17 protein-coding genes and 3 tRNA genes are annotated in these 21833 nt (G+C 46.3%); 11 read left to right on the forward strand and 9 right to left on the reverse strand.

Features of this window, described 5'->3' with window-relative positions; all coding sequences use genetic code 11:
• Positions 1–70: 70 nt before the first annotated feature.
• Entirely contained in the window at positions 71–1378 is a 1308-nt protein-coding gene (locus ACO08K_RS17965; protein ID WP_421797794.1) for an LLM class flavin-dependent oxidoreductase, read from the reverse strand.
• Positions 1375–3099, reverse strand: a complete 1725-nt coding sequence (locus ACO08K_RS17970; protein ID WP_421797795.1) for a fatty acyl-AMP ligase — start codon at positions 3097–3099, stop codon at positions 1375–1377. Before ACO08K_RS17970 ends, ACO08K_RS17965 begins: the two co-directional genes overlap by 4 nt.
• Before the next feature lie 287 nt (positions 3100–3386).
• Between ACO08K_RS17970 and ACO08K_RS17975 the strand changes: the two genes are divergently transcribed.
• From ACO08K_RS17975 to ACO08K_RS17985, 3 genes are read left to right on the forward strand one after another with little or no spacing between them, the layout of a single operon-like run.
• Entirely contained in the window at positions 3387–5405 is a 2019-nt protein-coding gene (locus ACO08K_RS17975; protein ID WP_421797796.1) for a 3-oxoacyl-[acyl-carrier-protein] synthase III C-terminal domain-containing protein, read from the forward strand.
• Positions 5406–5417: 12 nt separating this feature from the next.
• Positions 5418–6761, forward strand: coding sequence for a cytochrome P450 (locus ACO08K_RS17980; RefSeq protein WP_421797797.1), 1344 nt, complete (start codon positions 5418–5420; stop codon positions 6759–6761).
• Between the two features lie 14 nt (positions 6762–6775).
• Positions 6776–7516, forward strand: coding sequence for a 4'-phosphopantetheinyl transferase family protein (locus tag ACO08K_RS17985; protein WP_421797798.1), 741 nt, complete (start codon positions 6776–6778; stop codon positions 7514–7516).
• A gap of 61 nt (positions 7517–7577) precedes the next feature.
• Here ACO08K_RS17985 and ACO08K_RS17990 read toward each other — a convergent pair whose 3' ends face one another.
• From ACO08K_RS17990 to ACO08K_RS18010, 5 genes are all read right to left on the reverse strand, one after another.
• Complete coding sequence (locus ACO08K_RS17990) at positions 7578–8351, reverse strand: isocitrate lyase/PEP mutase family protein (protein ID WP_421797799.1); 774 nt, start codon at positions 8349–8351, stop codon at positions 7578–7580.
• 67 nt (positions 8352–8418) lie between these two features.
• A complete protein-coding gene (locus tag ACO08K_RS17995; protein ID WP_421797800.1) occupies positions 8419–9234 on the reverse strand; it encodes a DUF6597 domain-containing transcriptional factor in 816 nt (271 codons plus the stop codon).
• A 102-nt stretch (positions 9235–9336) separates the two neighbouring features.
• Positions 9337–10344 (reverse strand): TlpA family protein disulfide reductase, encoded by a 1008-nt coding sequence (locus ACO08K_RS18000; protein WP_421797801.1) that lies wholly within the window; start codon positions 10342–10344, stop codon positions 9337–9339.
• 133 nt (positions 10345–10477) lie between these two features.
• Positions 10478–10551 (reverse strand) — tRNA-Asp (locus tag ACO08K_RS18005).
• Positions 10552–10576: 25 nt separating this feature from the next.
• Positions 10577–10653 (reverse strand) — tRNA-Asp (locus ACO08K_RS18010).
• 234 nt (positions 10654–10887) lie between these two features.
• Between ACO08K_RS18010 and ACO08K_RS18015 the strand changes: the two genes are divergently transcribed.
• From ACO08K_RS18015 to ACO08K_RS18050, 8 genes are all read left to right on the forward strand, one after another.
• Entirely contained in the window at positions 10888–11868 is a 981-nt protein-coding gene (locus ACO08K_RS18015; RefSeq protein WP_421797802.1) for an acetyl-CoA carboxylase carboxyltransferase subunit alpha, read from the forward strand.
• Between the two features lie 61 nt (positions 11869–11929).
• A complete protein-coding gene (locus ACO08K_RS18020) occupies positions 11930–12484 on the forward strand; it encodes a DUF6913 domain-containing protein (protein ID WP_421797803.1) in 555 nt (184 codons plus the stop codon).
• Positions 12465–13364 (forward strand): 4-hydroxy-tetrahydrodipicolinate synthase, encoded by a 900-nt coding sequence (gene dapA, locus ACO08K_RS18025; RefSeq protein ID WP_421797804.1) that lies wholly within the window; start codon positions 12465–12467, stop codon positions 13362–13364. The genes ACO08K_RS18020 and dapA overlap by 20 nt, the downstream gene beginning before the upstream one ends.
• A 112-nt stretch (positions 13365–13476) precedes the next feature.
• A tRNA-Cys gene (locus tag ACO08K_RS18030) sits at positions 13477–13547 on the forward strand.
• A 217-nt stretch (positions 13548–13764) separates the two neighbouring features.
• Positions 13765–14790, forward strand: a complete 1026-nt coding sequence (locus ACO08K_RS18035; protein ID WP_421797805.1) for a TerC family protein — start codon at positions 13765–13767, stop codon at positions 14788–14790.
• A 13-nt stretch (positions 14791–14803) separates the two neighbouring features.
• A complete protein-coding gene (locus tag ACO08K_RS18040) occupies positions 14804–15640 on the forward strand; it encodes a universal stress protein (protein WP_421797806.1) in 837 nt (278 codons plus the stop codon).
• Positions 15641–15646: 6 nt separating this feature from the next.
• A complete protein-coding gene (locus ACO08K_RS18045) occupies positions 15647–17026 on the forward strand; it encodes a sigma-54-dependent transcriptional regulator (protein ID WP_421797807.1) in 1380 nt (459 codons plus the stop codon).
• 170 nt (positions 17027–17196) lie between these two features.
• Positions 17197–18765 carry a M28 family peptidase gene (locus ACO08K_RS18050; protein ID WP_421797808.1) on the forward strand — a complete coding sequence of 523 codons (1569 nt, stop codon included), beginning with the start codon at positions 17197–17199 and terminating at the stop codon, positions 18763–18765.
• Between the two features lie 112 nt (positions 18766–18877).
• Here the strand turns inward: ACO08K_RS18050 and ACO08K_RS18055 are convergent, their stop codons facing one another.
• Both ACO08K_RS18055 and ACO08K_RS18060 read right to left on the reverse strand, forming a co-directional pair.
• Positions 18878–20104 carry a T9SS type A sorting domain-containing protein gene (locus tag ACO08K_RS18055; RefSeq protein WP_421797809.1) on the reverse strand — a complete coding sequence of 409 codons (1227 nt, stop codon included), beginning with the start codon at positions 20102–20104 and terminating at the stop codon, positions 18878–18880.
• Positions 20105–20168: 64 nt separating this feature from the next.
• Positions 20169–21830, reverse strand: a complete 1662-nt coding sequence (locus ACO08K_RS18060; RefSeq protein ID WP_421797810.1) for an AMP-binding protein — start codon at positions 21828–21830, stop codon at positions 20169–20171.
• Positions 21831–21833: the final 3 nt, after the last annotated feature.

Raw genomic sequence — 21833 nt, forward strand, 5'->3', positions numbered from 1 at the left:
TTGTCAATGGTTTAGTAAAAAAATACTTTTCTCCCCGATCTGTAAAGATCTGTGGCTGCTTTGCCTAGGCTTACTTCTTGTTGCGATTGCCTCCTACTTGCATCTGCCAGAATGCGGTCATTCCTGGCCGCCGGTCTGGTACACTTTGCAGGTTTTCGGCACTCATGCTGTTCCACATGAGCGGATAGGCTTCTACGGGAGGCACCTCCGCCATAGGCTCAAGTGTTGGGATATTGCGCTGCGCTGCAGCTATATAAGGTTCGAGATTTTGCTGTTTGATTTGCAAACGTTTCACCTCCCTTTCCTTAAACTGAGGCAAGACTTCTTTGCCAAAAAGCTCCATGGAGGCGCAAATATGCTCATGCTGATAGTTCCCACTTTGTTGCAAAAAAATCAACTGGTCTACTCCTGCTTCTTCAAGAGCCCGGAAATTTTCAATCAACTGCTGGGGGCTTCCAATACCTCCCATGCCTGCCTTTTTTCGTTCCCGTTCCATTTTTTCAAGGTGGGAGACCGGTTTGTTTTTGAATTCATCCCACAGATTAGTCCGCCCTGGAATGTGCACTCCATCCCGCCAGTAATGCCCAAGACCAAATGCAAAAAACTGGGCACCCTCCATGCCTCGCTGGAGCGCGATTTCCGGATCTTGGTGGCACATAAATCCGGTGAGCATCGATACATTCGGGTTGACTGCCTGACCGATGGGAATACAATTGTTTTTAAAGGTTTCATAATACTCATCTACCCAAAACTTTGCTTCTTCTGCATTGACAAAAGCAAAAGTAAGAGCCCCCGCGCCCATGCTGGCTGTCATTTTTAAACTGTCCCGGTTCGAACAGGCCACCCAGAGGGGAGGATGAGGTTTTTGAAAAGGTTTGGGTAGGACATTTCGGTGCGGCATCGAAAAATATTTGCCCTGAAAACCAGGATAAGGGTTCATGGACATCATTTTTGCCGTCTCCCTGACGGCCTCAGCCCAGATGGGCCGTTTGTCAACAAAATCGACCCCAAACCCTTCCAACTCTATCCGTGATCCTGATTCACCAGTACCCCACTCTACTCGTCCGCCGCTGATAAGATCAAGTGTAGCGAGGCGTTCGGCAATTCTCGCCGGATGATTAAATTTGGGTGACATTACTATAATCCCATGCCCCAGGCGAATATTTTTGGTCCGTTGACTACAGGCCGCAAGAAAAACTTCCGGCGCTGAAGAATGACTGTATTCTTCGAGAAAGTGATGTTCTTGTACCCACACATAATCAATGCCAATCCGGTCTGCCAACTCCACTTGTTCCAGGGCTTCCTGGAAAAGCCTGGACTCATCCCCGTCTTGCCAGGGGCGGGGCAACTGTAGGTCGATAAATAATCCAAATTTCATATCAATGAGAATTTCTTCAAGGTTCCGTCCAAATACGATTGTCTACAGAGAAAGTGCCTGGTTTTACCACTTGTCGTTTTGGGGATACCTCCTGGTGGAATAAGCTGGATGTCATCTACATGCAAGTCGTGGTATTTTGCAATAGCTTCACGAATGGCTTTTATTACAAGCTCTTCTTTTTCAAAGAGTTTAGCATTCACCTCGGCAACGACAATAATGCGCTCAGGGCCATCATTGCTGATTGAAAAAACGGCGGACCCTGCTGGCCAGATGGCCGGATGGGCATCTTCCACTGTCCTTTCCAGGTCGTGAGCATAGTGATTTTTGCCGCCAGAAATAACCAGGTTTTTGATCCTTCCGGTAACGTACAATTCGCCGTTCTTTAAAAATCCAAGATCACCTGTGCGCAAAAAAGGTCCTTCTCCACTGTTTGCCAGGCGGGCCTCAAAAGTCTCAGTTGTCTCCAGAGGTTTGTCCCAATATCCACTTGCGACACAAGGGCCACTTAACCAAATTTCTCCAATTTCATCAGCAGGACATGCCTCCAATGTTTCGGGGTTTACGATGCAGATTTGTTGATCGGATAAAGTTTGTCCACAACTGACCAGCGTTCGGGAGCCCTCATGATTTCCGGTAGAAGGTATAACCAGATTTTGCTCAAGACCAGAATTGAGTAGCGTAAGTTGGGTCGGAAGTTTGGATTTTGGCCCCCCAGAAACCAATAAGGTTGCCTCGGCTACCCCGTAGCAAGGCAAAAAAGCCTCAGGGCGAAAACCGCAGGGCGCAAAGTAATCCGCAAATTGTGCCAAGGTTTTGTGATATACTGGCTCCGCTCCATTAAAAGCAACTTCCCAATGACTGAGATCAAGGAGTTCTCTTTGTTCAGGCTTGATCTTGCGCACACATAAATCATAAGCAAAATTGGGGGCGCCATTGACCGTGGCCCGAAAGCGAGAGATGGCTTCCAGCCAACGAAAGGGACGTTGCAAAAACAACATTGGTGGCATCAAGATAGCCAGGGCTCCAGTGTAAACGGGCTGCAAAATGCCCCCAATAAGCCCCATATCGTGATAAGGCGGCAACCAAAGTACACCTTGGGTTTCCTCTCTGGTACCGAAGCACTGTTCTATCAACCTCATGTTGTGAATTAGATTGTTATGGCTAAGCACAACTCCTTTGGGAATGGAGGTTGAGCCTGATGTGTATTGGATAAAGGCGACATCACTTGCGCCTATTTCGGGCATTTCCCATTGTTCAGCCCAAGCACCTGGCTCAGCAGTATCAGTTGTTAGCAATTTCATTTTGCCAAACTCTGCCAGGATTTCATTTCGAGAACTAATCGCAGCAGATAGTGTAGAAGTCAGCAGTGCTACACTTGGTCTGGCATCAGCAACGATACGTAAAATGATAGGTAGGCTTTTTTCCAGCCGAACAGGATGCGGAGGATAGGCAGGAACCGCCATAACTCCTGCATAGAGACATCCCCAAAAAGCCACAATAAAATCAATACCCGGCGGGAAAAGTAAAAGTGCTCGATCTCCAGGTTTGGTACAAGACTGAAGTAATGCTCCGATTGAACGGGCACGTCGATCCAAGTCTGCATAATTCAAAGCCACTTCGTCATACTCCCCATCCACCAAAAATCGATATACCAACTTGTCAGGTTGCTCCTTTGCACGCCGGCTTAATACATCAATCAATGAAATTGGAGCCTGTTTCATACCAATACATTTACATTAACCGCTCTTACTTGTAGAAGAACTATTTTAATTGTAATACCCTGTTCAGGAATGACCTGGACATGAAAAATGCGGGAATGAATTTCGGGAATGTTGAAGGGAAAGGAGCAGTTCAGTCGCAAAAAATATTGCAACACTATCGCCTCGTTAAGGTAAAAAAAATTTTGCAAAAAAAGAATAACTCAATTATTTATTCTATGATTTTTCAGAATAACATTTTATATCTTTCAGCATGGAAAATGTTTGAACCTTTGAATTGTTGCGAAGTTATGGACCAAAAACTGAACACCATCATCGAAAGTATTGGGGTTTATCTTCCAACCCAATCACTTTCTACCGACGAGGTAATCCAAGGGTGTAAAAACCCAATTCCTTTCCCATTTGAAAAAGTTACGGGTATTAAGAACCGGCGGGTAGCGGGGCAGGGCGAGTTTTCGATCGATTTGGCCAAACGCGCAGTTGCTGAATGCCTGGCCAATTCAAAATACCATCCAGCGGACATCGATTTGCTGATTTGCTGCAATATATCTAGGTATGATGGCAAAAACATGCTGGCCTTTGAACCCAATACTTCCATCAAATTAAGGAAAGATTTTAATTTTTCCAATGCGCTCGTTTTTGACATTGCCAATGCCTGTGCCGGCATGTTTACTGGCATCCACATTGTTGATGCTTTTTTAAAGGCTGGTGCGATTCGCAGAGGCATGGTGGTCAGCGGTGAATACATTACCCACCTCACCCAAAGTGCGCAGCGCGAGATTGAAGGTTTTATGGATTCCCGGATGGCCTGTTTAACCCTGGGTGACGCAGGTGCAGCGCTAATTCTGGAACAGGCTGCTGATCAACAGGTTGGTTTTCAGGAAATTGACATGCAAACCTTGGGCCGTTATGGTCAATACTGCATAGCCAAAACCTCCGAACAAGGAGGCATGATCATGTACACGGATTCAGTCAACTTGACGGATGTAGCTGTTAAATCTGGTGCAAAACATGCTATGGATGTTTTGGAACGGGGCGGATGGGGGGCTGAAAGTTTTCAGCATTTGATCATGCACCAGACTTCAAGTACGACTCTCAACAGTGCCCGGAACGAAATCAATCGATTGTTGAGTAGCAATGTTTGTCACGATGGCAATACCATCAATAACCTGGAGCAACGCGGAAATACCGCTTCAACCTCCCATGTTGTTGCCTTGGCTGATCATATCCGCAACCAAAAAATCCAATCTGGAGATCAAGTAATTTTCAGCGTTTCCGCTTCCGGCCTTACTACGGGTACTGCACTGTATGTTTTTGACGATTTGCCCGATCGTCTGCGGCAAAGCGAAGTACAAAAAATTTCCGATCCCTCCCCAATGGTCCAAAAAGCTTTGTACTCGAACAAACAAAGTAATGGTCCCCACATTCGTATCGAAAGTGTAGGAACAGTCCCGGAAACCACCCTCGGCAGGAATGATTCATTTGCGCTGCTTAAAAGTGCTGCTGTAAATGGCCTTTCGAAATCATCCTACCAGTGCAATGACATTGGGTTGCTGATTTACGCTGGAGTTTATCGCAGCGACTATGTGTTAGAGCCAGCGTATGCGGCTTTGCTGGCTGGTGAATTGGGTATGAATGCAATGGGCACAAGTATGGACGGCAAAAAAACCTTTGCTTTTGATGTGTTTAATGGGGCTTTAGGTTTTTTAAATGCCTGTCATCTTGCCCAACAAATGATCGCGGCTGGAAAATGTCAGACAGCTATGGTTGTTGCTGCCGAAAATGAAAACAACGCCACCCTGTTTCCCAATGAACAGTTGGGGATTCAAGAAACAGCTTCAGCATTTATCTTGGATACACATCCCCTGGAGGGCAAGGGATTTTCTCGTTTTTTGTTCAATTATCATGAGGAATCACTGGATGCTTATACCACCTATTGTGATCTCAAGGAGGTAACACCTCATCTTCTGGTGGAGAAAGCACCAAACCTTGAAACCTTGTACCTTGATGCAATTTTGTCTGCGGTAAAGGAATTGCTGGAACTAGAAAACCTTGACCTCAAACAAATTGATTGGGTGTTCCCGCCACAAATTTCTACTGAGTTCATTATCCGCTTGAGTGAGGCCTTGAATCTTCCCGGACAAAAGTTTGTTGATGTGGTTGGCGAAGGTCCTGACCTGTTTTCTTCTTCCCTTCCTTATGCATTTGAATATGCTTTTGCACAAGGGTGGGTCAAAACGGGTCATATTGGATTGATGATTACAGTAGGGTCAGGAATTCAGGTGGGCTGCGCTATTTATCATTTTTGATCTCTTCAAGGCATGAGCACTATCCAAAAAACCAAGTTACCGCCTGGGCCGAAGACGAAAATTCCGCTCGGTCATTTGTTTCCTTTTCAACGAGATAGTCTCGCTTTTTTAAAAAAGATTGCTGACGAATTTGGTGACATCGTTCATTTCAAAGTTGGCCCAATCCGGGTTATTTTGCTGAATCACCCGGATTACATCAAAGAAGTACTATCCACACAAAACAGCAATTTTGTCAAAGGGCGGCCGCTCAAAATGGCCAAAGAACTGATTGGAGAGGGACTCCTGACCAGTGAAGGAGAGTTCCATAAACGCCAATCGCGAATCATTCAACCTGCCTTCCACCGCAAAATGCTGGATTCTTATGCCCCTGCCATGACGGAATGCACAGTAAATCTGATGAACACTTGGAAGGATGGCATACAGGTGGATATGTTTGAAGAAATGATCAGGATGAGCACAGCCATTTCCGGAAAGACCTTATTCAATGTAGATACCGAACACGAAACACCAGAAATCAATCAGGCATTACAAGATGTCATGAGCTTGTTTGGGCGAATTTCACTGCCCTTTTCGGAATGGTTGTTCAAACTTCCGCTCAGGAGCACGAGGAAATTTTACAATGCAAAAGCACGCCTGGATGATACCATTAATAGAATCATAGCGGAACGCCGACAAAGCAAGATTGAGCACGAAGACCTGCTTTCATTATTGCTCCATGCTCAAGACAGCAGGGAGGGAATGAGCGATCAACAAATTCGCGATGAAGCATTGACCCTTTTTCTAACTGCATTCGATACCACTTCGATTGCCCTCACCTGGACCTGGTACCTGCTTTCCCAAAATCCTGAGGCAGAAAAAACATTGCATGAAGAATTGGATCGGGTGTTGCAGGGGCGGATTCCAACAGTGGAAGATCTTCCTCAACTAAAGTACACGCGCATGGTTTTGGGGGAATCCATGCGAATTTATCCACCTATTTACCTCATTACCAGGCAGGCGCTGGAAGATTTTGAGATTGGCCCATACGTGGTGCCAGCTGATACCATTGTGCTTATCAGCCCGTATTTGATTCATCACGATGCCCGCTTCCACCATGATCCTGAGACGTTTAATCCCTATGCCTGGGAGGAACACTCACAGGGGATAAGCTCGAAATACGAATATTTCCCGTTTAGCCGGGGTCCGCGCGCATGCATTGGAGAGCCTTACGCCTGGTTGGAAGGTGTGCTGGTATTGGCTACCATTGCTCAATCCTGGCGATTGAAACTGGTACCAGGACATCCAGTTGAGTTATTGCAACTGATTAATTTGCGCCCGAAGTACGGCATGATGATGGAGCTTGAGCGCAGAAAATAAGTGATGCCTACAAAATGGAAAATAATGAACAGCCTTGGCAGCCAGCAATTCCCGGAAGTTTGATCGATCCGAATGAAGTTCATGTATGGCGTGCCTTTCTCGACTTAAACAAAGCGCCAAAGGAACACTTGTTGGGTACACTGTCCGCCGATGAGTTGTCAAGGGTCAGTCGGTTTCGTTTCGAAAAAGATCAAAGACGTTTCATTGAAGCGCGAGGAATATTACGTCAAATCCTGGGTGCTTATTTGCAAAAAAAACCTCATACCCTTCAATTTAACTACGGTAATAATGGAAAGCCCTTCCTGGCTAACAACGAAACGCTTCAATTCAATTTATCCCACTCCGGTAATATGGCCTTGTACGCCTTCGCCTACAATCGAAACATCGGCATCGACCTTGAGTATATACAGCAAGATATTGCCATTGAGGAAGTTGCGAACCAATTCTTCTCTGAGCCAGAAATTGTTTCCATGCAGCAGTTAGCTGAACCCAAGCGGAATGAACTGTTTTTTCAATACTGGACCAGAAAGGAAGCTTTAATCAAGGCCACAGGGGTTGGGCTTTCGTTTCCAGTTGAAACGCTTGATGTTTCCAGGGTAAATGGAAGCACTTTGGCGCCGATTCTATTGCCTGGTGATGAGGGCAAGGTACCAAAGTGGTATGTGCAAGATTTGTTGCCTGCCCCAGGGTACACTGCTGCCATTGTGGTTGAAGGAGGGGATTGTGGTTTTTCGTATTGGGGTTATTATGGGTGAATAACATACAAAAAATCAGACCCGCCTCCTTGCTTTTCTGAAACTCAAGGGCTGCGATATTTTAAAGCAATGCCGAGAAACTTTGCTTTTCGACAACCATTTGTAACAACTCAGCCGCTTTTTCATAGGTTTTATTCAAAAAGAATGGTCCCATACTGGCTCTTTTTACGCCCAATGTCTGGAGCTTATTAAAATCGGGCAGCCCCGGAGTACACATGACGTTTAAAGGGAGATTGGTGCTTTTCAATGCATCAACAATATCGGCTTCCTCGTTGATGCAGGGCAAAAAAATGCCATCTGCACCTGCTGACTCATACAATGGCAAGCGCAAGGCGCTTTCTTCCTGCTTGCTCTTTAGGTTGAGCAGATAAGTATCGCAGCGGATGTTGAAGAACAAGGCTGCGCCTTCAGCTTTTAACTTGTTTTTCAGGAAATCAATCGTCTCTGCAAACGCGTGGCCATTTTGCAAAGCCCGCTTTCCGTTTACAATGATTGAATCCTCCAAGTTGATCCCCGCCACGCCCATTTCAGATAATTTCAAAAGATTGGACAAAATAGCCGCTTTGGTTTCCCCGTATCCCATTTCGAAGTCCACGCTTAGCGGGATTTTTACGCACGCCAGGATTCGTTTGATCACAAACAAATAATCCTCAAGGGGCATTTTTTCTCCATCTTCATAGCCTAAGCAAGCGGCTACGGCAGCGCTTGATGTACCTACTGCGGGGAACCCCTTTTCCTGAAAAAACAGCGCACTTTTGGCATCCCAAGCGTTGGGCAAAACGAATAATTCGGTGCCATGGTGGAGGGTCTTGAACTGTTCAAAATTGATAGACATGCTTTTATTTTTTTACAAAAATAGCCTGGCCAGAAAAGCGAAAATTGGACAAAAGCGAACAGTCGATTTATTTATTTGGAGAAGCAAAAAGCACGGATGATCTTTCCGGGGAAAAACTGGAAGGTGCAAAACCAGTGAAAGTTTTGAAGTCGCGAATAAAATGGGATTGATCAAAATAACCACAATTGTAAGCGATAGAAGTCAAGCTTAAATCCTGTTGAGCAACTTTTAATAAGCTATTTTGAAAGCGATGGATTTTGCTGTACAATTTTGGGCTCAAACCCGTGTATTCTTGAAAAACCTTCTGGAGGTGTCGTAAGCTGACACCTTGTCGATGTGCGACTTGGGTGATGTTTTCAAAAAAATCATCCCGTTGTAGTTCACGCATGACATTGTTGACCAACAAAAATTTATTCCAGTGCTTAGCCTTTGTGGTCAACTGATCAAGTAAATAGTTTTCAAGTAAGGCCAATCTCTGCTGAAGTGAAGCGGCTTCCAACAATTGCTCGTGCAAAATCTGTACACCATTGCCGCCAATAACATGGAAGTCGGTCACTCCATCATTAAACTGTTGAATCTCATCTTGCAAAAAGCAAGCAGCGGTATGTGGGAAAAAACGAGCACCCAACATGATATTGTGGCCGATGGAACGAAAAGTGAGGGGTTGAATAATTTGTCCCCATAGCTCAACTCTGGGATTGGTCACAAATTGATTCCCGGTAGAAATTTGCCAATGCCCAGACCCCAGGTTGAACATGACTTCCATGCAGCCTGTCGCAAAAGCCTGGTCTTCAAAAGGCACTTCCGTCGAAACCTCGAACAGGTAATAGCACTTGATGTACGGTTTCAACAAGGCGCAAGGTTGGAATTCCTGATACTTCATTTTGGCTACAGGATTTAATAAATGCAGCCTGCAATTTAAGAAAAGGCCGGATGATGAAATTGTACAAATGCGAACAAAGACCTTTGAAGTGGTTTGAATTGTTTAGCTCAGCTTTAAAAACTTCAACACAGACTGAAAATCATTGTAATACCCCACGATTTTTCCAGTCTTGTCCAGAATGACATAAGTGGGATAACCAAAAATACCCAAATCTTTGGTAAGTTTTTGAGTTCCGTCTTCCCGATAATTAAGCCAATCGTACTCGTGTTGGCGAAGATAGGTCTGCCATTTTTTTTGGTTTAGGTCTGTGGAAATACCAATCATTTCAATGTTGTGTTGTTTCAACAGTGGCAGTTTTTCCTTCATTTCCTGATGCTGCTCAACACAGGGAGGACAAGCTAGAAACCACATGTCTAGTACAGTGTAGTCTGCCGAAGCCAGGGCAAGACTCCCTTTTTTTCCCTTAGGGTCGATACATGAGTACTGCTCTAACTGGAGTTGCTGGATAGCCAGAATTTTGTCGATCCGCTCCAGTGAACGGTAAAATAAAAACCAGCTGAATTGGTTTCCCTGCTTTTCCAGATAAGGTTTTAATTTTAAGAGATTTAATTTTGAATTTTGATTGGCACGAACAAAGTGGTCGGCAGCTATCAAGGAGAAAGGATTTTGAATGTTTTTTTGCACGGACTCCAACAAAAATTTATTTAAACGGGTGGTGTCTTTTGTTTTGTACAAAGCAGCAATTTGCTTTCCAAAATCGAGCACCTCGTAATATAAAGGAGCGTTGATGACTGTATCAATGACCAAACGTTGGGTATCAAGGTGCCCTTTAATGACAATATTTGCGGCATCCAACCAGGTTTGTTGACTCAATATTTTCCCTCCAACATGATAGCGAATATGGTAGCCATCTGCATTTTCCTTAGAAAAGGTAACATTGATGGTATCCTGATAAGGGAAGGTGTAAAACTGTTTTTTGCTCAAATCGAGGAACTCTACTTTGTCAATTTTCCGGGATAGTAGGTCTTTGGTGATGATTTGAATCTTGGTCTGGCTGAATAAAACAGATGAAAACGATACGGCGATAAAAAATAGGGCAATAGTTTTCATGTTGCCAGGCTTTAGGATATTGGAATGAATAATTTCACGAAGATATAATGCTAAAAGGTGAAGGACGTTACACAAACGAAGTTGAAATTTTCTCTTAAACGAAAAAAGCCCAGCAATCTGCTGAGCTCTTTTGCGGTCCGGACGGGACTCGAACCCGCGACCCCCTGCGTGACAGGCAGGTATTCTAACCAACTGAACTACCGAACCAACGGTATTTTTTGTTTCGATCTATTGGCGGTCCGGACGGGACTCGAACCCGCGACCCCCTGCGTGACAGGCAGGTATTCTAACCAACTGAACTACCGAACCATATTTGGGCAGCCTTGCGGTTGCCCGATAGATCGAAACTTTATATAGTAACAGAGGCGGCAAATCTGGCACCCCTGGAACGCACGCAGGCGCTTTTCGCTAGCGTGGCTGCAAATGTAAAATGAGTTCTGCTAACTTGCAACTCATTTTCATCAAAAAATAAAAAAAAACTGCGCTTTCCATTTTCGATACAGGTAATTGTTAATTTTGCCCCTCTAATCTAATTGCACAGCTATGGTCTTTTTGGAGTTTGAAAAGCCGTTGGAAGTATTGTACGAGCAACTGGAAAAGCTCAAGGAAATCGGCGCTAGCGGAGAAATCGACGTTTCAGAGTCGATAAAAGCCCTGGAGACCAAGATTTCCGATAAGCGTAAGGAACTGTATGACAACCTTACAGGCTGGCAGCGCGTGCAGCTTTCGCGCCACCCTGAGCGGCCCTACACCTTATTTTACATCAAGGAGATGTGCAACAAGTTTATCGAGTTGCACGGCGACCGCTATGTAAAGGACGACAAAGCCATTGTGGGCGGTCTGGCCGAAATTGATGGTCAAACCGTGGTGATTCTGGGCCATCAGAAAGGGACCAACACCAAAATGCGGCAATACCGCAACTTTGGGATGGCTAACCCCGATGGGTACCGCAAGGCGCTACGCCTGATGAAAATAGCTGAACGTTTTGGGTTTCCGGTCATTACCCTGATCGATACTCCGGGGGCTTTTCCGGGCTTGGAAGCTGAAGAACGTGGACAAGCCGAGGCGATTGCCCGCAACCTTTTTGAAATGGCCCAACTCAAAACCCAGATCATTTGTGTGATCATTGGGGAAGGTGCATCGGGTGGGGCCATTGGAATTGGTCTGGGGGATAAAGTGTTCATGCTGGAAAACTCCTGGTATTCGGTGATTTCCCCGGAAAACTGTTCTACCATCCTATGGCGGACCTGGGACTACAAAGAACAAGCTGCGGAAGCCCTCAAATTGACGGCAGAAAACATGTATGCCAATGGCCTGGTTGATGGCATCATTCCAGAACCCATTGGTGGAGCCCATTCAGCCCCGGAAGAAATGGCGCAGATTCTGAAGAACGCCATCATGAAGTCTTTGGCCGAGCTCAAGACCATGACTATTGACGAACTCATCGACGCACGGGTGGATAAATATTCCAACATGGGCGAATACGAATACGTCGATGAACCGGTAAAAACGGAGGAAAAGTAAGCCCACAAAGGATGACGCAAAAAACCGGGAAGTAATCTTTCTGCGTTACAAAGCAAAACAAATGGACATCATTCGCAATATTCAAAACTATTTTCGCAACAACACCCTCAAAAGCAAACTGCAACTACAAAAAGTGCAGCAGCGCAAAAGGGTGAATTTTGAAGAAGCCCAAACCGTTGGCCTCATTTTTGACGCTACCGACAACGACAAACGGCAAACCGCGCTCAGCTACGCCGAAAAACTGAGCAAACTAGGCAAAAAGGTAAAGCTCCTCGGCTTTTTTGACAGCAAGCAGGACAGCCCCGACTTCACCTTTGGCTATTTCAACCGCAAAAACATCGACTGGGCTTTGCGCCCTGGAGGGAAAAGTGTAGAAAGCTTTTTGCAAGGCGCCTACGACATCCTAATTACGCTCAACCCCCTGACCAATCAGCATGTGGAGTACATTTCGGCGCTAGCCAATGCCCACCTTAAAATTGGCCCGAGTACGAATAACATTTACTGCTACGATCTGATGATCGATGTACGCAATAAAAATAGTGTGATGGACTTCATCCGCGAGATGGAGCAGTTGTTGACCAAGACAAATATCAAACATGGGGCTAGCAAAGTTTAGAGGAACGGGTGTAGCACTGATTACCCCTTTTCGCAACAAAGCAGTAGATTACGATGCCCTCGAAACCATCATTGAGCATGTCATCCAGGGGGGCGTCGACTACCTTGTGTCGCTGGGCACCACCGGAGAGGCTATCACGCTCAGCAGCAAGGAGTGTCGGGAGGTATTTGATTTTACCATCAAAGTGGTGAAGGGGCGCAAGCCGCTGGTTGCCGGTCTGTTCGGCAGCAATTTTACGGAGGCACTGGTAGAAAAGATCCGCAATTACAATCTGGAAGGCTTCGACGCCATCATGTCGAGCAGCCCGGCGTACAGCAAACCGCCACAAGAAGGGATTTTCCAGCACTACATGCAGATCGCCGGGATTTCACCAGTGCCTATTATCATTTACAATGTCCCGGGGCGCACGTGTAGCAACGTTAAACCCGAAACCATCATCCGCCTGGCGGAAAGCAGCGACAAATTTGCAGGGGTGAAAGAAGCCTCTGGGAATTTGGAACAAGCCATGAAAATCCTCAAACACCGCCCCGAGCATTTCGCGGTGATTTCAGGCGAAGATGCACTCACCGTGCCGATGATGTCTTGTGGGGGTGATGGGGCCATTTCGGTGATCGCCAATATGTATCCTGCTCAATTTTCCTCGATGGTGCGCAGCGCGCTGGACGGGGATTTTGCCACTGCGGCCCGGCTGAATGCCGAGTTGCTGGACATTCACCCCTGGTTGTACATCGAGAATAATCCGGTTGGGGTGAAAGCAGGCATGGAAATTTTGGGCTTGTGCAACAAGGAAGTGCGGATTCCATTGGTACCACTTTCAGAGGGGAATTATCAGAATCTACAAAAAGAAATGGCAAAGGTTAGGGAATTCAGTGTAGTGTGAGGGGCGATAAAAAAATAAGTGATCATTTTTTTCTCACAAGTACTTGCACAGCATTTCTAGTTCACCTATCTTTGCCACTCCAAAGCGCGATCGCGCGTTTTGACGACCACAGGGTCGGGTGGCCGAGCGGCTAGGCAGAGGTCTGCAAAACCTCGTACAGCGGTTCAAATCCGCTTCCGACCTCACAATTTCGACCAAAAGGGCAATCCATTCGATTGCCCTTCTTTTTTTCCCTGAACTCCTTCCCTCTTTAGGATGTTGAATGAAGGCTTTGTATTTCGTAAGAAATCATTGTATGGAAAAACTACTATCATTACCTTAGTAGTGGGGCAAAATACCCCCTTGTTCTTTATCGCCCTTTAGCCTAGCATTTGCTTTACCATCAACAGAATTTGAAATTATGTTAATCTGGATTGGCTTTTTAGTTTTGGTTGCAGCCTTACTCGCTCTGGATTTGGGCGTTTTTAATAAAGATGCGCACAACATCAGTGCCAAAGAAGCTTTTCGTTGGACAGGGGTTTGGGTTTCATTTTCCCTTTTATTTAGCATCTTCATTTACTTCGCTTACGAAAATCACTGGGTTCATGAAAATGGCGCTCCATTTTCGGGCCAAAAAGCGGTTATCACTTACCTGACGGGTTATTTGGTAGAACAATCACTGAGCATCGACAACATTTTTGTCATCGCAGTCATCTTTGCCTACTTTCGGATTCCACAGCAATATCAACACCGGGTATTGTTTTGGGGGATCATCGGTGCTGTAATTTTCCGGGGCCTCATGATTGTGATAGGTGCGGCGCTCTTGCACCGCTTTAGCTGGATTACTTATATTTTTGGTGGTATTCTTTTGTACACTGCCTATCGGATGTTCGTCCAAAAAGATCACGATGAAGATGTTGAGGTAGATAAAAACCCTTTGGTGGCTTTAGCCAAACGTTTTTTTCCGGTTACCGATCGTTTTCACGATCAAAAGTTTTTTGTAAAAATTGGCGGCGCCACAGCGGCAACCCCTTTGTTTATTGCCCTTTTGGTGGTAGAAACGACGGATGTTCTTTTTGCCTTCGACAGCATTCCGGCCATCTTTGCCATTACCACTGATCCTTTTCTGGTATTTACATCCAATATTTTTGCTATCTTAGGGCTGCGTTCTTTGTATTTCGTTTTGGCTTCCATGCTCGACAAGTTCCAATACCTGCGTTATAGCCTCGTGGTCATTCTTGCTTTTGTGGGCATTAAGATGTTTTTGGTGCACCACATTGATTTACCAGAATGGCTATCGCTCGCAGTTATTGCACTTTCTCTGGCAGCCGGGATTCTTCCTTCTTTGCCCGAAGTTTTGCGGCAGCGCAGGGAAGAGGTAAAAGATTCAATCCGGGAAGTCGAGGGGGTCACCGAGCGAAGTCGAAGTGCTGAAAAAGCAGAATAAAAGACCCTTTTCAATGGACTCCATTTTATGTCTTACTGATTATCATTTAAATAGTGCTCAGCCTTTTTTGTACGGCTTGCATCTGACTCGCCATTTGCACAACGACTTATACATCGCCCACATTAAAGACGGTGCTGACTTTGCGGTGCAGGAAGACACTGAGGACCTGAGTGAAATTGAAGACAAGGAGCAAGTCGAAGAACTGCAAAAGTTGCGGCAATTCATTCAATCCAATCTCACTCCAGCCGATCAAAAGTTACCCATTCGAGGAATAGTTGCGGGCGGCGGATTGGGAGATAGTATAGAAACGCTCACCAAGCAGTACGATGCAGACCTCATCATCATGGGGATGCGCAATCGGATGGGACTAGCTGGCCGAATTTTTGGCGGATTAGCTGCTCGAATGATCAACTTTTCGGAAGCCCCAGTGCTGATGACTCCCCCTGGTGCCAAATTTTCGCCCATTCAGAGTGTGGTGTACGCCACGGATTTTGATGTGGCCAATTTGGCTTCCATTGAAAAAATGGTTGCCTGGTGTCAGGCTTTGGATGCCCACTTACACCTCGTCCATGTCAATGATGACCCCGCTGAGAAAGCCTGGGCCAAACAACAAATGGAAAAAATCATGCGGGCGCTGGAGGAAGACAACGAAGACCGTCAAGTGGGGTTTTCCATCCTGGAAGGTGAGGACATCATGGACCATCTCGAAAGCTACATGCAAGAAGTAAAAGCCGACCTCATTGCCCTGACTGCCCACCGCAAAGGTTTTTGGGATCGCATTTTCCGCAGTGGGCTGGCACACGAAATCATCGAAGAAGTCAATATTCCTGTACTCATTTTTAAATCCTGATCCACCTTGATCCTCCTGATTGACGATGATCATGCGATTCAAACTTCCTTGTCGCTCCTGTTTCAACAAGAGGGTTTCGATGTACATGCTACCAGTTCTCCTCAAGAAGCATTGGCTTTTTTGAAAAAAAATACACCCCAACTGGCCATTCTGGACATGAATTTTTCCATCGAAACGGTAGGAACGGAAGGTTTAAATACACTTCAGAAAATCAAAGCCTTGCAGCCGCTCCTGCCCGTTATTTTGCTCACTGGTTGGGGAACTATTGAATTGGCCGTTGAAGGTATGAAAATTGGAGCGGCGGATTTTATGACCAAACCCTGGCAGAATGAGGCCATGTTGCAGTCGGTGCGCACCATTCTCAATTTGGCTCAATCCAAACCTCAATCACCCAATCGCAAACGCCTGGATGAGCAGTACCATTTTGAAAACATTGTGGGTGAAGACCCTCAATTGTTGGAATTGCTTGAATCAATTGCCCGGGTAGCGCCTACCGATGCCCCAGTCCTGATTACCGGGGAAAGTGGTGCCGGAAAGGAACTCATTGCCGAAGCGGTGCACCTCAACAGCAAGCGCAACAAGGCGCCTTTTGTCAAAGTTAACCTGGGCGGAATATCATCCAGCTTGTTTGAAAGTGAACTGTTCGGCCACGTGCGCGGCGCCTTTACAGATGCCAAAACGGACCGAATTGGTCGATTTGAAATGGCGCACAAGGGCAGTATTTTTTTGGATGAAATTGGGGATCTGGATTTGGCCAGTCAGGTCAAACTCCTGCGGGTGCTGCAAGACCGCACTTTTGAGCCACTGGGGAGTAGCCGCAGCAAAACGGTGGATGTTCGGATCGTTTGTGCCACCAACCGCAACCTGGAAGAAATGGTGGCCCAAGGTACCTTCCGCGAAGACCTTTTTTACCGCATCAATCTCATCACGGTTAAATTGCCTGCCCTTCGCGAGCGCCCCGGAGACATTCCGGCGCTGGTCAATTTTTTTGTCAACAACCTCAAAACCCTTTACCAGCGTCCCAACTTGTACGTCAACAAAGAGGCGCTGCAATGGCTGAAAAACCTGCCTTTGCCGGGCAACATCCGGCAACTGAAAAATCTGGTGGAACGCAGCGTTTTGTTGAGCACCGGGGATGAATTGGGGATCGCGGATTTCCAAAAAAACCTTCAAACACAAGGTAGTAGTACGAAAAGCAGTGCAAAATTTCCCGAGGTAGGCAGCATGACCCTGGAGGAAATGGAACTGGAAATGATCAAACGAGCCCTGGCTTTCCACCAGAATAAATTGTCCAAAGTAGCCAGGTCACTGGGCATAACCCGCTTTGCCTTGTATCGGCGATTGGAAAAGTACGGGATTGTGGTGGAAGGAGAAGAAGAGGATTAGAAAAATCCAGTTCATTTCAAAAACTTGTATGGTAGCGGTCACATCAGTGCTCAATCCTTCGAAATTCCCACAAATACCTATCTTCGTTCCCACAATCACCCATTGTTCAACATCAATGGTATACACCAATCAAACTGTGCTATTCAAAACAGTACGCAATAAAAAGTAGTATGAAAAAACCACTTGTTCTCAGTTTGCTCTTGCTTTTGGGCATAGCCCTGCGGGCACAAATGGACCAGAACGCCCAACGTTTTGCCAACACAATCAGTGCGGATGACCTGCGCCAGCATTTGTTCAAACTCACCTCGGCTGAATTTGAAGGACGCGAAACCGGTACGGAAGGTCAGCGCCGTGCAGCTGACTACATCGCTGCGCAGATGAAATCCTGGGGTTTGCCCGCAGTAGGTGAAAATGGCGGGTATTTCCAATCTATCACTTTTACAAATCAAAGTTGGCGCAAAATCGAGATGAAAGACGCGGATAAAGACCTGCGCCACCTTTGGGATTATTATACTTACCCTGCTACCAATCCCAAGCAGTTCGAGGCCAAATTTGAAGATGCCATCTTTCTGGGCTTTGGTATCGACGCCCCCGAATACAGCGATTATAAGGGCGTCAATGTAAAAGGCAAACTGGTTGTGGTATACGACGGTGAGCCAATGAAAGGGGGCAAATCCACCATCACTGGTAACAGCACGGCTTCCGAGTGGGCAAGCGATTGGCGTAAAAAAGCCCGTGCGGCCAAGGCCAATGGTGCTGCGGCGTTGTTCATCATCGACCGCAAGTTCAAGGAAAATGTAGCCGAAGCGCGCAAAGCCATCCTCAATTCGCGCATGGATATGGCCAAGGACGAAGATCCTGAAAACAATTTTGCGCCCAATTACTTCATCACTACGGATTTGGCCAAAAGTATGTTTGGCAAAATGGTGGGGAAAATCACCAGTGCCCGCGACAAAATTGAAAGCAAAGGCAAACCGCGCAACGTGGAATTCAAGTGTGCGGTGAACATCATCGCTGAAAAAAATTACAGCCAACTCAAAGGGGCCAATGTATTGGGTTTCATTGAGGGCACGGACCCAAAACTCAAGGATGAATACGTAGTCGTCACCGCGCACTACGATCACCTGGGCAAACGCGGCGATGACATGTATCCAGGGGCTGACGACAACGCTTCGGGAACTTCCACTGTCCTTGAAATTTGCCAGGCTATGACTGAGGCCAAAAAAGCAGGAATTGGCCCCCGGCGCAGTGTGTTGTGTATGCTGGTATCGGGCGAAGAAAAGGGCTTGTTGGGCTCGCAGTACTACGCTCAGTTCCCGATTTACCCTTTGGCCAAAACGGTAGCCAACGTCAACGTAGACATGGTAGGCCGAGTAGATGCCGAACACAAAGACAATCCCGATTACATTTACGTGATTGGTGCCGATCGTTTGAGTTCGGAATTGCACCAAATCAACGAAACAGCCAATTCAACTTACACCAAGCTGACGCTGGATTACAAATACAACGACGAAAAAGATCCCAACCGCTATTACTACCGTTCGGATCACTACAACTTTGCCAAAAACGGTATTCCAGCCATTTTTTACTTCAATGGCGTGCACCCGGATTACCACCGCACCAGCGATACTCCAGATAAAATCAATTTTGACAAAATGGTTAAGATTGGAAATTTGGTGTTTCACACTGCCTGGGAGTTGGCAAATCGGGAGCAAAGGATTAAAGTAGATAAAAAATAAACCCGATATAACTTCTAAGGTGCCCCTTGAGTACCTTAGGATTCTTAGGTGGTGAAAAAGAAAAAAATCTTTCACCACCTAAGAACCCTGAGGCACCTAAGGCGCACCTTAGTTAGGGTTTGATGATTTTTCCCAGCAAAACCTCAGTGCCTTTTCGTGCCACAACCCAATACATTCCACTGTCCCAGTTGCGGATATCCAGCGCCTTTTGACCATTCATGATACCCGAGACCTGCAACTGCCCACTGGCATTGAAGACCTGGAAACTGGAACCCAAAGGCAAATCCAAACGGACTTCATCGGCACTGGGATTGGGACTGATTTTAAACGATTTCGGAGCAAGGGAGGGTTCTCGCAAAGAAGAAGCCAGGTCGTAGTAATAAAACTTTTTGCTATCCAGGCTCCATTCGGTGGGGGTTCCGCTGCCTTGGTAACTTTCCTCGCGGGCAATCTGCCCATTTGCAGTATAATAAAAATCAGCCCGGCTTTTTTGCTCCACTGCTGCGGTACTCAGTGTGGTCACTTGGGATTGGACTTGTTGTTCCGCATTGTAGGTATATACGGTGCTACTGCTTTTTTTCCATTCTTTGGCTACAATATCCCAAGTAAATCCTTCCGTGCTACTGATGAGTTTATTGGGCGTGTAGGTAATGAGGGTTCTGCTCAGAGGCACAGAATCGGCTGGCGGAACGGGAGCATAACGGGTACTGCTGCGCAACTGCATATTGTCAAAAACTTGAACGGTAAAACCCGTTTTAGTGTATTGTCCATTGAGGAAAGTGTAGTTTTCGATTCGGATATTGTTGCCACTGGCGTCATAAAAATTCAGATCGCGGTTGCGAAAATTTTGCCCGGAAAACGCAATAGAAGTTATGGTTTCAATCAACTGGTTTTGTGCGTTAAAACGATTCCTTTGGCCAATCGACAGCTCCCAGGCTTGTTGACTGTCGGACCAACTGTAGGTGAATACCGAATCAGCCAGACTGAGGGAATTACCCTGCGGAAAATTTTGGGTTCGAATTTGAGGGTAAAAAACCTTCGCGCCCGGATCGTAGCGCTCCAAAATGGTCTCTAAGGTCCTACCCATAGCATCAAAAGTATAATTGAAACGGGTTTGTGCTACCCATAATCCTGCTTCAAATTGATAGCTTGTTTCGATGCGTTGGGTTGGAATGGGGTAATCGTATTGTACGCGTTGAAACGCAGTAGAATCAAGCATCTTGTAGTTCCGATACGTATCAATCCGCAGCAATTTTCCGTCGCTCCCAGTGATTTGGGACAACAAAACAAGAGGAGTAAGCCAACAGCAAACCCATAGGAATAAGATAAATCGGTTCATGGTTTTTGGTTTATAAGGGGCCCTCATTAGTTAATGTATTTATAACCAATTAAGGAACAAAAGCTTAGGCATCTTTTAAGGCACGGCGCAAAATTTTTCCCACATTCGTCTTGGGCAGTTCATCCCGAAACTCTACCATCCGAGGCACCTTGTATGCAGTCAGGTTTTCTTTGCAGTAGGCAATGATCTCATCCTTGCTGAGTGATTTGTCTTTTTTGACAATGAATACTTTCACCGCTTCACCCGATTTTGCATCCTCAACACCGATTGCGGCGACTTCCAATACCTTGGGATGTGCGGCAATGACATCTTCCACCTCGTTGGGGAATACATTGAAGCCCGATACAAGAATCATGTCCTTTTTGCGGTCGACGATCTGGAAGTAGCCATCTTCGTGCATCAAACCAATATCACCAGTGATCAGCCAACCATCCACAATGGTCTTGGACGTTTCTTCAGGGTTGTTGTAGTAGCCCTTCATGACTTGGGGGCCTTTGATCTGGATTTCGCCAATTTGGTTGGGACCAACCACGTTGCCCTGGTCATCTACGATGCGCAGATCGGTGGAAGGTAGGGGAATGCCGATGGAACCGATTTTACCCGAACCATCGTAAGGGTTGCTGGTTGCAACGGGTGAAGACTCAGTCATGCCGTATCCTTCCGCCAGGTAACAACCCGTTACTTTTTGCCATTTTTCGGCAACGGCTTTTTGCACAGCCATGCCACCTCCGGCGCTTACTTTGAGTTTGCTGAAATCGAGTTTTAGGAATTCCGCGTTGTTGGTCAATGCATTAAAAAGAGTATTGACCCCGGTAATCAAAGTAATCGGGTGTGCTTGCAGGGCCTTGACCACCGAAGGAATATCCCGCGCATTGGTCACCAACACATTTTGCCCACCAATACTCATGATTGACAACACATTGACGGTGAACGCAAAGATGTGGTACATGGGCAGTGGGCAAAGCGCGACCTCTTCGCCTTCCTTAAAAAAGGGTTTGCACCAGGCAGCCACCTGTAGCATATTGGCCACCAGGTTGCCATTGGTCAACATTGCACCCTTGGATACTCCAGTGGTGCCACCGGTATATTGGAGCACTGCTACATCATCGGGTTTGCCGGTATGGGGCGGAATCTGAAATTTTTTCCCCTGGGCCAGGGCCTCCGTAAACGAAACCGTATTGAGGATTTCGAATTTGGGTACCATCCGTTTGAGGTTGCGCACCACAAAGTTGACCACTACTTTTTTGGGGAATCCCAGGAGTTCGCCAATGCTGGTGGTGATGACCGTTTTGATGGCGGTATTGGGTAAAATCTTTTGCAGGTTGGCCGCAAAGTTTTCGGCGATGATGATGGCAGTAGCACCGGAGTCTTTGAACTGGTGTTCCATTTCCCGGGGAGTGTACAATGGATTGGTATTGACGACTACCAAACCCGCCCGCATGGCGCCAAAGAGTGCAATGGGGTATTGCAACAAATTGGGCATCATGATGGCTACTTTTTCGCCGGGCTCTACTCCTCTGGACAACAAATAAGCCCCGAAATCCCTGGAGTAACGGTCGATTTGCTCATAGGTCATCGACTTCCCCATGCAAGTGAAAGCGGTATTTTTGGCGTACTTTTTAAAAGCTTTTTCCAGCAAGTCGACCACAGTTGCGTACTCCTCAGTATTGATGTTGGCTGCAACCCCGTGTGGGTATTTTTTTAGCCAGGGGCGAAATTCACTCATGGA

Origin of the sequence: Haliscomenobacter sp. (assembly GCF_965225875.1) — a bacterium.
Lineage (GTDB): Bacteria > Bacteroidota > Bacteroidia > Chitinophagales > Saprospiraceae > Haliscomenobacter.

Bases quoted from the DNA above. Each gene is read 5' to 3' on its own strand.
- ACO08K_RS17965 (WP_421797794.1), bottom strand. From the start codon at position 1,378: ATGAAATTTGGATTATTTATCGACCTACAGTTGCCCCGCCCCTGGCAA.
- ACO08K_RS17970 (WP_421797795.1), bottom strand. From the start codon at position 3,099: ATGAAACAGGCTCCAATTTCATTGATTGATGTATTAAGCCGGCGTGCA.
- ACO08K_RS17975 (WP_421797796.1), top strand. From the start codon at position 3,387: ATGGACCAAAAACTGAACACCATCATCGAAAGTATTGGGGTTTATCTT.
- ACO08K_RS17980 (WP_421797797.1), top strand. From the start codon at position 5,418: ATGAGCACTATCCAAAAAACCAAGTTACCGCCTGGGCCGAAGACGAAA.
- ACO08K_RS17985 (WP_421797798.1), top strand. From the start codon at position 6,776: ATGGAAAATAATGAACAGCCTTGGCAGCCAGCAATTCCCGGAAGTTTG.
- ACO08K_RS17990 (WP_421797799.1), bottom strand. From the start codon at position 8,351: ATGTCTATCAATTTTGAACAGTTCAAGACCCTCCACCATGGCACCGAA.
- ACO08K_RS17995 (WP_421797800.1), bottom strand. From the start codon at position 9,234: ATGAAGTATCAGGAATTCCAACCTTGCGCCTTGTTGAAACCGTACATC.
- ACO08K_RS18000 (WP_421797801.1), bottom strand. From the start codon at position 10,344: ATGAAAACTATTGCCCTATTTTTTATCGCCGTATCGTTTTCATCTGTT.
- ACO08K_RS18015 (WP_421797802.1), top strand. From the start codon at position 10,888: ATGGTCTTTTTGGAGTTTGAAAAGCCGTTGGAAGTATTGTACGAGCAA.
- ACO08K_RS18020 (WP_421797803.1), top strand. From the start codon at position 11,930: ATGGACATCATTCGCAATATTCAAAACTATTTTCGCAACAACACCCTC.
- dapA (WP_421797804.1), top strand. From the start codon at position 12,465: ATGGGGCTAGCAAAGTTTAGAGGAACGGGTGTAGCACTGATTACCCCT.
- ACO08K_RS18035 (WP_421797805.1), top strand. From the start codon at position 13,765: ATGTTAATCTGGATTGGCTTTTTAGTTTTGGTTGCAGCCTTACTCGCT.
- ACO08K_RS18040 (WP_421797806.1), top strand. From the start codon at position 14,804: ATGGACTCCATTTTATGTCTTACTGATTATCATTTAAATAGTGCTCAG.
- ACO08K_RS18050 (WP_421797808.1), top strand. From the start codon at position 17,197: ATGAAAAAACCACTTGTTCTCAGTTTGCTCTTGCTTTTGGGCATAGCC.
- ACO08K_RS18055 (WP_421797809.1), bottom strand. From the start codon at position 20,104: ATGAACCGATTTATCTTATTCCTATGGGTTTGCTGTTGGCTTACTCCT.
- ACO08K_RS18060 (WP_421797810.1), bottom strand. From the start codon at position 21,830: ATGAGTGAATTTCGCCCCTGGCTAAAAAAATACCCACACGGGGTTGCA.